Origin of the sequence: Streptomyces sp. NPDC050759 (assembly GCF_044456945.1) — a bacterium.
Lineage (GTDB): Bacteria > Actinomycetota > Actinomycetes > Streptomycetales > Streptomycetaceae > Streptomyces.
In genome coordinates, this window is record NZ_JBITGI010000028.1 from 56,926 (window position 1) to 69,231 (window position 12,306).

10 protein-coding genes are annotated in these 12,306 nt (G+C 70.5%); 6 read left to right on the forward strand and 4 right to left on the reverse strand.

From position 1 onward, the window contains the following. The first annotated feature begins 12 nt into the window (after window positions 1-12). Window positions 13-1,596, forward strand: coding sequence for a methylmalonyl-CoA mutase (locus tag ACIBJB_RS45040; protein WP_398939971.1), 1,584 nt, complete (start codon window positions 13-15; stop codon window positions 1,594-1,596). Between the two features lie 11 nt (window positions 1,597-1,607). Then, complete coding sequence (locus ACIBJB_RS45045; RefSeq protein ID WP_398939972.1) at window positions 1,608-2,015, forward strand: cobalamin B12-binding domain-containing protein; 408 nt, start codon at window positions 1,608-1,610, stop codon at window positions 2,013-2,015. Here ACIBJB_RS45045 and ACIBJB_RS45050 read toward each other — a convergent pair. Continuing rightward, a complete protein-coding gene (locus ACIBJB_RS45050) occupies window positions 2,008-3,861 on the reverse strand; it encodes an MFS transporter (protein WP_398939973.1) in 1,854 nt (617 codons plus the stop codon). The genes ACIBJB_RS45045 and ACIBJB_RS45050 overlap by 8 nt on opposite strands. A gap of 154 nt (window positions 3,862-4,015) precedes the next feature. Beyond that, entirely contained in the window at window positions 4,016-6,694 is a 2,679-nt protein-coding gene (locus ACIBJB_RS45055; RefSeq protein WP_398939974.1) for a D-alanyl-D-alanine carboxypeptidase, read from the reverse strand. A gap of 235 nt (window positions 6,695-6,929) precedes the next feature. On the opposite strand from ACIBJB_RS45055, the gene ACIBJB_RS45060 reads away from it, so the two are divergent. The 3 genes from ACIBJB_RS45060 to ACIBJB_RS45070 all read left to right on the forward strand — a co-directional run bounded on the left by ACIBJB_RS45060 (window position 6,930) and on the right by ACIBJB_RS45070 (window position 9,287). Continuing rightward, complete coding sequence (locus ACIBJB_RS45060; protein ID WP_057608460.1) at window positions 6,930-7,685, forward strand: GPP34 family phosphoprotein; 756 nt, start codon at window positions 6,930-6,932, stop codon at window positions 7,683-7,685. Between the two features lie 339 nt (window positions 7,686-8,024). Then, on the forward strand, window positions 8,025-8,894 hold the full coding sequence (locus ACIBJB_RS45065) for a helix-turn-helix domain-containing protein (protein ID WP_398939975.1): 870 nt from the start codon (window positions 8,025-8,027) through the stop codon (window positions 8,892-8,894). A 201-nt stretch (window positions 8,895-9,095) separates the two neighbouring features. After that, window positions 9,096-9,287 (forward strand): DUF397 domain-containing protein, encoded by a 192-nt coding sequence (locus ACIBJB_RS45070; RefSeq protein WP_266518024.1) that lies wholly within the window; start codon window positions 9,096-9,098, stop codon window positions 9,285-9,287. Between the two features lie 226 nt (window positions 9,288-9,513). Here ACIBJB_RS45070 and ACIBJB_RS45075 read toward each other — a convergent pair whose 3' ends face one another. Both ACIBJB_RS45075 and ACIBJB_RS45080 read right to left on the reverse strand, forming a co-directional pair. Next, on the reverse strand, window positions 9,514-10,017 hold the full coding sequence (locus tag ACIBJB_RS45075) for a glutathione peroxidase (RefSeq protein ID WP_398939976.1): 504 nt from the start codon (window positions 10,015-10,017) through the stop codon (window positions 9,514-9,516). Further along, on the reverse strand, window positions 10,014-11,018 hold the full coding sequence (locus ACIBJB_RS45080; RefSeq protein ID WP_398939977.1) for an ArsR/SmtB family transcription factor: 1,005 nt from the start codon (window positions 11,016-11,018) through the stop codon (window positions 10,014-10,016). Before ACIBJB_RS45080 ends, ACIBJB_RS45075 begins: the two co-directional genes overlap by 4 nt. A gap of 76 nt (window positions 11,019-11,094) precedes the next feature. On the opposite strand from ACIBJB_RS45080, the gene ACIBJB_RS45085 reads away from it, so the two are divergent. Further along, window positions 11,095-12,306 carry an MFS transporter gene (locus ACIBJB_RS45085; protein ID WP_398939978.1) on the forward strand — a complete coding sequence of 404 codons (1,212 nt, stop codon included), beginning with the start codon at window positions 11,095-11,097 and terminating at the stop codon, window positions 12,304-12,306.

Sequence of the window (12,306 nt, forward strand, 5' to 3'; positions counted from 1 at the left end):
GGACGGAATTCCATGACCTCACGACGGACGTCGGAGTCCGGTCTGCCCATCGAACCCGTCTACGGTCCGGAGACGCTGCAGGGCTGGGACCCGGCCGAGAAGCTCGGTGCGCCGGGCGGGTATCCCTTCACGCGGGGTGTGTATCCGTCGATGTACACGGGCCGGCCCTGGACGATGCGCCAGTACGCCGGTTTCGGTACGGCGAGGGAGTCCAACGCCCGCTACCGGCAGTTGATCGCGCACGGGACGACGGGTCTGTCGGTCGCCTTCGACCTGCCCACCCAGATGGGCCACGACTCCGACGCCCCGATCGCGCACGGTGAGGTCGGCAAGGTCGGGGTGGCGATCGACTCGATCGACGACATGCGGGTGCTGTTCGGCGGGATCCCGCTGGACCGGGTGTCCACGTCGATGACGATCAACGCCCCGGCCGCCGTGCTGTTGCTGCTGTACCAACTGGTGGCGGAGGAGCAGGGGGTGAGCGCGGACCGGCTCACCGGCACGATCCAGAACGACGTGCTGAAGGAGTACATCGCGCGCGGCACGTACATCTTCCCGCCCAAGCCGTCGCTGCGGCTGATCGCCGACATCTTCAAGTACTGCCGGGCCGAGATGCCCCGGTGGAACACGATCTCGGTCTCCGGCTATCACATGGCGGAGGCGGGTGCCTCGCCGGCGCAGGAGATCGCGTTCACGCTGGCGGACGGCATCGAGTACGTGCGCACCGCGGTCGCGGCGGGCATGGATGTCGACGACTTCGCGCCGCGCGTGTCGTTCTTCTTCGTGGCGCGGACGACGATCCTGGAGGAGGTCGCCAAGTTCCGTGCGGCCAGGCGGATCTGGGCGCGGGTGATGCGGGAGGAGTTCGGTGCGCGGAACCCGAAGTCGTTGATGCTGCGCTTCCACACGCAGACGGCCGGGGTGCAGCTGACGGCCCAGCAGCCGGAGGTCAACCTGGTCCGGGTCGCCGTACAGGGTCTCGCCGCGGTCCTCGGCGGTACCCAGTCGCTGCACACCAACTCCTACGACGAGGCCATCGCCCTGCCGACCGACAAGTCCGCCCGCCTGGCCCTGCGCACCCAGCAGGTGCTGGCCTACGAGACCGACGTGACGGCGACGGTCGACCCCTTCGCGGGCTCGTACGTGATCGAGAAGATGACGGACGAAATCGGGACGGCCGCAGGGGAGTTGCTGGTGAAACTGGAAGAGCTGGGTGGTGCCGTGGCCGGCATCGAGCGCGGCTTCCAGAAGGCGGAGATCGAGCAGAACGCCTACCGCATCGCCCAGGAGACCGACTCCGGCGAGCGGGTCGTGGTGGGCGTGAACCGCTTCCGGCTCGACGAGGAGGAGCCGTACGAGCCCCTTCGCGTCGACCCGGCGATCGAGACCCAACAGGCCGAGCGGCTCTGCAAGTTGCGCGCCTGGAGGGACCAGGACCGGGTGGACGTGCACCTCGTCCTGCTGCGGAAGGCTGCCGCGGGGGACGACAACGTCCTCTATCCCATGAAGGACGCCCTGGCCGCCGGAGCCACGGTGGGCGAGGTGTGCAACGCGCTGCGCGAGATCTGGGGCACCTATGTGCCGCACGAACTGTAGAGGAGACGTCCATGCTCACGCCGATCCGCGTGGTGATCGCCAAACCCGGCCTGGACGGCCACGACCGCGGGGCCAAGGTGATCGCCCGTGCCCTGCGTGACGCGGGCGTCGAGGTCATCTACACCGGGCTCCACCAGACCCCGCGACGGATCGTCGACACGGCACTCCAGGAGGACGCCGACGGGATCGGGCTGTCGGTGCTCTCCGGGGCCCACATGACCCTGTTCGCCGAGGTCGTCGCGTTGTTGAAGCAGGCGGGTGCCCAGGACATCACCGTCTTCGGCGGCGGCATCATCCCCGAGGCTGACATCGCGACGCTCCGGGCCATGGGGGTGGCCGCGCTCTTCAGCCCCGGCACACCCACCGGCGACATCGTCCGCTGGGTGAAGAGCGGTCTGCGGCCCCCGGCCGTCACTTGAGCTCGTCGGGACAGGGCGTGCCCCGCGGCACCGTGTACGGCGCCGCCAGCCGGTACGTCCCCGCCTTCGGCGCGACCAGCATCGTCCACTTGTCCCCGTCCGCGTCCTCCGGCGTCTCCATCAGGCACCCGTTGACGTTGTCGAAGGTCTTCGGCTCCCCGTCCTCCCGGTCCTTCGACGCGTCCGTCTCCTGCGGCGGCTTCAGCTTCTTGCCCTCCGCGTCCACGATCGACAGCCAGGGCGAGTAGGGGATCCGGATGAGGATGCGCCCGGCCTTCTTCACGCGCATGGTCATCTCGCCCTGCGCGGCCCGGTCGACGACCGTGTTCGGGGAGGCGAGCGGCGCCGGGTCGGTCACCTGGAACAGCTGCCAGTTCGCGTCGCCCCAGATCTGCTTCAGATACGGCATCCCGCGCTGGACCAGCTCCCGCTCCCGTTCGCCCCCGTCCCCGTCGGGCTCGTCCTTCGGCACGACCACGAAGTGCACGGCCCAGCGCTGGAGCCACTCGTGGTAATTCGCGGAGTTCAGGGTGTCGTCGTAGAAGAGCGGGTTGCGCTCCATGTCGGCCTGCCGGTTCCAGCCCCGGGCGAGGTTGACGTACGGCGCGAGCGCGGACGCCTCGCGGTGGGAGGCGGCCGGTACCACCTCGACGCGGCCCTTCTCGGCGCCGACCTCCTGGAGCTCGTTGACCAGGGGGGCCAGCTCGCGTGCCCAGGACGCCGTGGGGGTCGTGTGGACGACGTCGTCGACGGACTTGAAGCCGATCCAGGTGGTGAAGCCGGCGAAGGCGACGACGAGGGCGTACCACTTGCGGGTGCGCGGCACCGCGAACGGCAGCGCGGCCGCCAGGGCCACCCCCGCGAACAGCATCGACAGGCGCGAGATGTTGGAGCCGATCTGGGAGCTCACCAGCCAGACCAGGACGACCGACAGGCTGTAGACCCCGGCCGTGATCCGGACCGTCGTCCACTCGCGCGGGACGAGGAGGAACACCAGGAGGCCGTAGGCCAGCGGCAGGAGCACCGAGGCGATCTTCATCGGCTGGGTGCCGGCGAACGGGAAGAGCCAGGCGGACACGGCGACGACGGCCGTGGGCGCGATGCCCAGCGCCCAGGTGCCGGGACGCCGTTTCTGCAGGAAGAGGGCGACCGCGACCAGGCCCACGAACAGGCCGGCGACCGGTGAGGCCATGGTCGCGAGCGCGGCGAGCGAGGCCGCGCACAGGGCTTTCGCCCGGCGTTTGTGGCGCCAGCGGTGCGGCCAGCAGAAGACGACGGCGACCGCGCCGAGCGCGAACATCGTGCCGAGTCCGAAGGTCACCCGGCCCGAGGCCGCGTTGCACAGGAAGGCGTACACACCCGCCAGCGAGGCCCACAGGGGGTTCTTCACCGACCGGCTGCGGATGAGGACCAGCGTCAGCAGCCCGGCCGAGACGGTCCCGGCGAGCATCATCGTCGTACGGACGCCGAGGACCGACATCAGATACGGCGAGACGATGCTGTACGACACCGGGTGCATGCCGCCGTACCAGGCCAGGTTGTACGCGGAGTCCGGGTGCCGGCCGACGAACTCGGCCCACGCGTCCTGTGCCGCGAGGTCGCCGCCGCTGTTCGCGAACGTGAAGAACCAGACGATGTGGAGGACGCCGGAGAGCGCGGTCATGGAGAGGACGGGGTGGCGCAGCAGGCGCTCGCGCAGCGCGAGGAGGGCGGTCCAGGTCCTGGCTCTGAGGCCCGTGGGAGGGCTGCCGGTCCCGGTCTCAGGTTCTGCGGGCTCGCGTATTCGCGGGCCGGTACCCGGGCCCGGGTCGGTGTCGTCGGCGCGTGTCGGCTCCGCAGTGGCCACCTGAAGGCACTCCCCGTGGTGTCCCGTCTTCATGTCCCGGTCGCGCCCCAGCGTCGACCTGCCCCGGTTCGTGACGCTAGCACGCGGCCCGCCGTCCGGAACCCGGGCGGGGTCCAGGCGGTGGGCCGCGTGAGGTGTCGGTCCCGGTTCCGGGTCAGCCGACGCGGGTCAGCTTGTCGGTGAATCCCGGTTCGGTCAGATCCTTCTGCAGGGTGACCGGCACCTTGACCGCGCCGCCCTCGCCGTCACCGACGGTGAGGCTGCCGACCTTGGTGCCGGCCTTCGCGGTGTGCGGTACGTCGTCGGCGGCGAAGGACAGCTTCACCTTGAAGCCGGCCCAGCCGACGGCGGTGACGTCCTTGGTCAGCACGACGGGGGTGTGGCCGCCGAGGCCGTCGTCCACGTATCCGACGACGTCGCCCTTCTTCAGGATCTTCGCCGAGGTCAGGGCGTCCTCGGCGGCGAGCAGCGCGACCTTGCTGACGTCGTTGACGGTCTTGATGATCGGTGCCTTGTGCTGGCCGAGGATCGCGCCGACGACGGTGACGGTCTCCCCTCCGACCTCCTTGCGGCCCGCGAAGAGGAGGTTGCCGCCCGCGGCGGTGGTGGTGCCGGTCTTGATGCCGATGCCGGTGTAGGGGACCAGATAGTTGTAGTTGTACCACTTCTGTCCGGACGGATCGATCCACTGTCCCATGGACGTGATCTCCACCAGTGCCGGGATCTTCACCAGCTCGTTGCCGAGCTTCACCTGGTCCTCGGCGGTGGAGACGGTGGTCTCCTTCAGGCCCGAGGCGTCGGTGTACTTCGTGTTCTTCATGCCGAGTTCCTCGGCGGTGTCGTTCATCTTCTTGATGAACGCCGCCTCGGAACCGGAGTCCCAGCGGGCGAGCAGCCGGGCGATGTTGTTGGCGGACGGGATCATGATCGCCGCGATCGCCTGCCTCTGGGTGAGGACGTCGCCCTCCTTGACGGTGTTGAGGGTGGACTCGCCCTGCTTGTTGTAGCCGCCCTCCTTCTCGGCGAGCGCGTCGACGGTGATCTTCGCGCCCTCCTCACCGGACTTGAGGGGGTGGTCCTTCAGGACGATGTACGCGGTCATGGCCTTGGCCACGGAGCCGATCGCGACGGGGGTCTGCTTGCCGAAGTCCCCCATCGTGCCGACGCCGTTGACGTCCAGCCAGCCCTGGCCCTGGGTGGGCCAGGGGAGGGTGGCCTTGCTGCCGTCGAAGGTGTAGGAGTCCTCGGCGGTGAGGCTGAGGGTGGGGGCCGGCAGCGGGCGCAGGGTCTGCGCGATCGCAAACGCTACGACCAGGAGGAGCAGGATCGGGGTCCAGATCTTGACCCGGCGGCCGAGGGTGCGCAGGGGGCTGGGCGGGGGCGGCGGAGTGTTGGTGAGCTCCGCGAGCAGGTCGAGGGGCGGCTTCGGCGGCAGGGGCTGCTGCGTGGTCCGTTCCGGGCCGACCTGACCGACCTGACCTACCTGGGGGACGGCGGCCGTCACGTCCGGCTTCGGGCGTGACTCGCGGGGCTCGTCGAGGGCCTTCAGCGCGACGAACTTGCTCGTCCGCTCGGCGGGGGTCTCCGGCTTGCGGGGGGTGTCGGGGTCCTTGGGCTCCGCCGCCTTGCCCAGTTTCAGCATGGTGGTGGGCTGGTCCACGGGGGGCCGGGGTGCCTTGAAGACGGCGGTGGGCTGGTCGACGGGGGGCTTGTCGCTCACATCCGCGTCACCGGACCCACCGTCTTCGGCGGTCTCGCCGTCGTCGCCGGGCTCGTCGTCCGTCTGCGGGGCGGTGGGGGCGGGGCGGGAATCCGAGTCCGGCTCGTCGTTCGTCTGCGGGTCGGTGGGGGCTGGTCGCGCAGTTCCCCGCGCCCCTGGGGGGTTCGTGTCGCCGGTGTCCGGGCTGGGCCGGTCGTCGGGGCCGTCGTTCGTCTGCGGGTCGGTGGGGGCCGGTCGCGCAGTTCCCCGCGCCCCTGGGGAGTCCGTGTCGCCGGTGTTCGGGACGTGGTCCTCGGCGTCGGCTACGGCGGTCTCGGGTGCCGCGTCGGTGTCCGTGGCCGGCTCCGGCTTGCTGTCGGTTTCCGACTGGGCCTTCGGCGCGGTGTCCGGGGCGGACTCGTCCTCGGAGGCGTCGTCGGTGGACTCGGCGCCCTTGCCCTCGGGGTTCTTCGCGGCCTCCGCCTTGCTGGAGCCGCCCTCGGGCCCGGTCTTCTCGTCCCCTGTGCGGACCCACGCCGCCACCGCATCCCGCAGCCGCGCATCGGGTGTGCCGGAATCGTCCGGGTCGTCGGTCGTGTTCGTGGCGTCCGGGTCTTCCGCCGTGCCGGAGTCGCCCGAGCTTTCGGCCGTGCCGGAGTCGTCCGCGTCTTCTGTCGCGCCGGAATCGTCCGGGTCGTCGGCCGTGCCGGAATCGTCCACGTCTTCCGCCGCACCGGAGTCGCCGGACCCGCTGTCGGAGTCGCCGGGGCTCTCAACCGTGGCCGAGTCCTCCGGGCTCTCCGTCCCGGCGGGGTCCTCAGGGCGCTTCTCCGCGGACGAGGGGGTGTCGTCGGGGTTCCCGGTGTCGGATCCGCCTGTTCCGGCCTCTGTGGGGCTCTCGGCGGGCTTCTCGGGGGTCTCCGGGGCCTTAGGGAGGTCGCGTACCGAGAAGGCCCTCGTGGCCGTGTCGACGCCGGCGAGGGAGATGGACTCCCGTGCCACCGCGAGCCGGGGATCGCGGGTGGAACTCCTCGCCTCGGGAACCGGACTCGCGCTCCCCGACGTCGGTTCTGCCGACGACTCGCGCTGCTTCGACCTGTCGGGGGACTCGCCCGCCACCGATGCCTCCTCCATGTGCCGCGGGTGATCGGTATCCGTCACCCTGCGTCTGCCGAACCGTTGAATCGCCGCCCGGGCAGCCGCCACACCACGCTGTCCGAACCATGTACCAGTGTCCTGTGTGTGGCCCTGTCCCAAGCGGTAGACGAGAACGACATACCTACCGGTTCCACTACAAAGAGGTCACGCACCCTCGACAGACCAATGTGAGAGGGGTCACCCTGTCTTTCATCCACGCGGGGAGGCATGGATGGGCAGGAGCCGCAGAACACTTCCGGAAGAGCTTCTGCTGCTGGCGTTGGACCCGACCACGGGTACCACCGCACAGCCGCAGTCGCTCGACCTCGGTCTGGCCGGAGCACAGCTAGTGGAGCTGGCGCTGGCCGGACGGATAGCCCCGGACGGGGATCGTATCGCCGTGGTAGCCCCACGGCCGACTGGAGATCCGACTTTGGACTGCGCGTTGGAGTTGCTGCGAAGGCGTGGCGCTCCCGTGCGGGCAGTGAACTGGATCGGCGGGCCGCGACTGGGGCTCCGCCAGACATACCTCTCGCATCTGGAGCGGTGCGGCATGGTTCATGCCGTGGCGGGTCAGATGTGCGGAGTGCTGCCGACGACTCGCTACCAGGCGACGGACAACGAGATCAGCCGGGAGATCAAGTCCCGACTGGACTCGGCGATCCGCACCGGCGTACCGCCGGACCCGCGGACCGCCGCGCTCGCCGCCCTGGCGCACGCGGTCGGCCTCGGCAAGCACCTGTATCCGGGCAACGAGGGACGTTCCTCGAGGTCCCGGCTGCGGGACCTGATCAGGCACGACCCGATGGGCGGTCTCGTCGCGCACGCCGTGATGGACGTCCAGAACGGTGTGGCCGCACAGCCACGTCGTAGCCCGGCACCCGCCGGCCGTCAGGCCGCCCCGGGAGCCAGGCCCGCACCGGAACCCGCTCGCGGCGTTCCGATGCAACCGCGCCGAGGACCGATGGCGCGCGCCGTGGCTCACTGAGCCGCAGTCCCACGGCACGCACCGCCGACAGCACGACCCGCACCACGCACCACACAGCCGCCGCACCGTCAGTCCCCACAGACCGGTTCGGGAGCCGCTGGTCCGCGCGGGGTGACGGAACGGTACGTCCGTACATCGGGCGTCGCCGGTTCCGCCGCCCCGCGCGGCCGCATGTCCGGGCGCGGTCGGCCCGGCGTTCTTCGACCCGCGTCCCTCAACTGACGTGTACGCAGCGCATATACACCGTTTCCCAGCGGTAATAAGCACCTTGGTGGCAGTCTGCTCAACAGCAGATACGCAAAGTCAAGAACGAGGCACGCAGCCGGAGGTGCACGTCCCGTGGCGTCCAATGTCAATCCCACCGTCAGGCGGCGCCGGCTGGGCCAGGAGCTGCGCAGGCTCCGCGAGCTCAAGGGCATGACGGCCGAAGAGGTGGCGGAGCGGCTGCTGGTGTCGCAGTCGAAGATCAGCCGGCTGGAGAACGGCCGGCGCAGCATCAGCCAGCGCGACGTCCGCGACCTGTGCGGGGTGTACGAGGTCGAGGACCAGCGCATCGTCGACTCCCTGATGCAGATGGCCAAGGACTCGCGGCAGCAGGGCTGGTGGCATGCCTTCGGGGACATCCCGTACAGCGTCTACATCGGTCTGGAGACCGACGCCGAGTCGCTGCGGGTGTACGAACCCCAGATCATCACCGGCCTGTTGCAGACCCGGCCGTACGCCGAGGCCATCGTGCGCGGCGGCGCGCCCGAGGCGACGGAGACGGAGAACGACAAGCGGGTCGAGGTACGGCTGCGGCGGCAGAGCCGGGTCGCGGCCGAGCGGGATCCGCTGCGGCTGTGGGTGGTCCTCGACGAGGCGTCCCTGCGCCGGGTCGTCGGCAGCCGGCAGGTGATGCGCGAGCAGCTGGAGTACCTCGTCGAGATGTCCCAGCAGCCCCATATCACCGTGCAGGTACTGCCGTTCGACGTCGGCGCCCATCCCGGACTCAGCGGCCAGTACTCCATTCTGGAGTTCTCGGACGCGGCCGATTCCAGCGTCGTCTACATCGAGGGCGTCACCAGCGACCTGTATCTGGAGAAGGCGCACGACGTGCAGAAGTACACCGTGATGTACGAGCACTTGAGGGCGCAGGCGCTCAACGTCGACCAGTCGCGTCAGCTGATCGAGGACATCGCCAAGGAGTACGCCCGGGAATACGCCCGCTGAAACGCTTCTGAGCCGCTTCCGGACAAGGCGGGCCGGATAGTACACCCCGGCCTTGCCCGTCTGGAAGAGTCCCTTGGAATATGCCACCAGAAGAGTGAACGACTGCTCCGAAAGAGGAAGTCGGCGAGTAGCGTCGATCACGCCAACGATCAATAAAGGTTGGCGTGATCCGCACACTGCACATCTGGCTACGGAGCGAATATGGCAATTCGTCTGGGAAACCTGGACACATGGACGACCTCCACCTACACCAACGCCAACGGCGCGTGCCTGATGGTGAGGTCGACCGAAGAGGAAGCACTCGAACTCGGCGACACGAAGATCCCCGAGGGTCCCAAGCTGGCCTTCCCCGCCGAGGCGTGGAGCGCCTTCGTGGCCTCGGTCAAGGTGTGAGGGGCGGACCGGTCTGATCCCCGTCCCGTTCATCCACAACTGCACACCACAACTGCTCGCGACAACAGCACAAGCACCACCACAGAGCCCTCTCGACCAGATCGCCGTCCTTGCCGAGGGGGCTCGGCGTGTGCCTGCGGCGCCCCGCGCCTCTTGAGTAGGTCCAGCTGCACCCACCCAGGGGCGCGGGGAACTGCGCGACCAGCCACGACGGACCCGCGGCCGCCTACGCCAGCGCACCCTCCACGGCGGAGACGACCTCGTCCGACTCCGGCTCCGTCTGCGGGGAGAACCTCGCCACGACCGACCCGTCCCGGCCGATCAGGAACTTCTCGAAGTTCCAGCGGATGTCCCCGGTGTGCCCCTCGGCGTCGGCGAAGTCCACCAGACGCTCGTAGAGCGCGTGGCGCCCCTCGCCGTTCACCTCGACCTTCTCGGTCAGCGGGAAGGTCACCCCGTACGTCGCCGAGCAGAACTCCGCGATCTCCTCGGCGCTGCCGGGCTCCTGGCCCATGAACTGGTTGCAGGGCACGCCGAGCACGGTGAAGCCCCGCTCCGCGTAGCGCTCCTGGAGCTTCTCCAGGCCGTTGTACTGCGGGGTGAGCCCGCACTTGGAAGCCACGTTCACGATGAGGACGGTCTTGCCGGCGTACTGGCCGAGGTCGGCGGAACCGCCCGTGAGGGCACCGATCTCGACGCCCAGGGGAGAGGAACCATCTGTAGTCGTCATGACCGGATGCTAACTCCGCTCAGTGAATCCCCGGTTCCGGCCCCCGACGCCTCCACCAGCACCTCCCCGGCCGCCGTCCGCGCATACAGCACCGACCGCCCCGCCCGCCGCCGCTCCACCAGCCCCGCGTCCAGCAGCACCCGCAGATGCCGTCCCACAGAGCCCAGCCCCTGCCCGGTCACGGCGACGAGCTGGCTGGTGCTCAGGGGGGAGTCCAGGAGGACCAGCACCCGGGCCCGCGCGGCGCCGAGCAGCGTGCCGAGGCTCGCGGGCACGCTCCGGGCGCCCGGGTCGGCGAGGGCGCCCGTGCAGCCGTAGACGATGGCGTACCGCCGCGGCTCCTCCCACGTCGCCCAGCCGCGGCCGGCCGTGACCGGGAGGAAGACGAGTTCGGCGCCGCGGATGTCGCGGGGCGGGCGCTCGTGCCGGTTCACCTGGAGCCGGTTGTCGCCGAGCCAGCGTGTCTGCCCCGGCAGCAGGGAGTCGATGACGGCCGCCCAGCCGCCCCGGCTCACCTGGGCGGTCCGGGCCACGACGTCCGCCTCCAGGATCCGCCGCCGACGGTGCCAGTCGGGCCGTACGGTCGCCGTCCAGACGTGGGCGAGGAGCGCGGCCGCCCGCTCCGGGAGGTCGTCGCGTTCCAGGGCGGCGGGCAGCGGGCCGCGCAGGGAGACCCGGACGTTCGCGCGGGCCTCGGCGGGGTCGGTCGCCCGGATCCGCGCGAGCGTCTCCTCCAGGGGCGTGCCCTCGCGCGGCAGGGGCGCGAGGAAGTCGGCGATCCAGGACGTGCCCATCGCCGAGCGCACCAGCAGCGCGGTCACCGGGTCGGCGGCGAGGCGCGCGCGGTAGCCGGGCAGGTGGGTGCGGAGCCAGGCCTCCTCGCCCGGGTGGGCGGCGGTGCCCTTGTCCAGCAGCCGCAGGGTCGCGAGGGTCTCGGTGAACGGGCAGACCACGAACCGGCTGCGGACAAGGGTGTCCGCGTTGACCTGCCACCAGCCCATGGACCTGGACCCCCCTTGGTTTCGCGACCGCGCGAAACACTAACCGTCAGCCGCAGGCCGCTCCGAGACTCCCCGCATGCGCAGCTACCGCACCCTCTTCCGCACCCCGGAATACGCCCCCTTCCTGCTCTCCTTCGCCGGCTACGCCGCCGCCCAGACGATCGCCGGCCTGGCCCTCGCCACGCTGGTCTACCGGGCCACCGGCTCCCCGCTGCTGTCGGCGGTGAGCATGTTCGGACCGCAGCTGGCGCAGTTACTGGGAGCCGCGTTCCTGCTCTCCGGCGCCGACCGCCTGCCCCCGCGCGCGATCCTCACCGTGATCTCCCTCGCCTTCGCGGCGGGTACGGCGGTGCTGGCGCTGCCCGGTCTGCCGGTCTGGGCGGTCTTCGTCGTCCTGCTCCTGCAGGGCCTGGTCGCGTCGCTCGGCGGGGGAGTGCGCGGGGGACTGATGAACGAGATCCTGCCCAAGGACGGTTACGTCCTCGGCCGTTCGGTGTTCAACATGCTCTGGGGCCTGGTGCAGGTGACCGGCTTCGCGACCGGCGGCGCGCTGCTGGCCCTGCTGTCCCCCCGCGTCTGTCTGCTCCTCGCGGCGGCGTTCTACGTGGCGTCGGCCCTCGTCAACCACGTCGGCCTCACGCCCCGCCCGCCGCGCTCCGCCGGCCGCCCCTCCTTCTCCGCGACCTGGCGCACCAACGCCCTCCTGTGGTCCTCCCGCCCCCGCCGCCTGGCCTACCTGGGCCTGTGGGTCCCCAACGGCCTGGTGGTCGGCAGCGATTCGCTCTACGTCTCCTACGCCCCCGCGGCCGCCGGCACGATGTACGCGTGCGGGGCGCTGGGCATGTTCGTGGGCGACCTGGCGGTCGGCCGCCTGGTGCCGCCCGCGCTGCGCCCCCGTCTCGCGACCCCGCTGCGCCTGCTGCTGGCGGCGCCCTACCTGTTCTTCGTCCTACGGCCGTCGGTGGCGCTGTCGGTCGCGGCCGTCACCGTCGCCTCCGTCGGGTTCGCCGCGAGCCTGGTCCTCCAGGAACGCCTGATGTCCCTCACCCCCGACGACCTCGCCGGTCAGGCCCTCGGCCTGCACACCACCGGCATGGTCGCCCTCCAGGGCATCAGCGCCGTCGTCGCCGGCACCCTGGCCCAACTGACCTCCCCCGCCACGGCGATGACCCTGATGGCGACCGCGTCGGTCGCGGTGACCCTGACGCTCTTCACACTGGAAAGGCGCGAGGAACGACAGCCGGGTGCCGGTGTGCCGACCGCCGCGGAGGCGACCGGCACCGGGTGA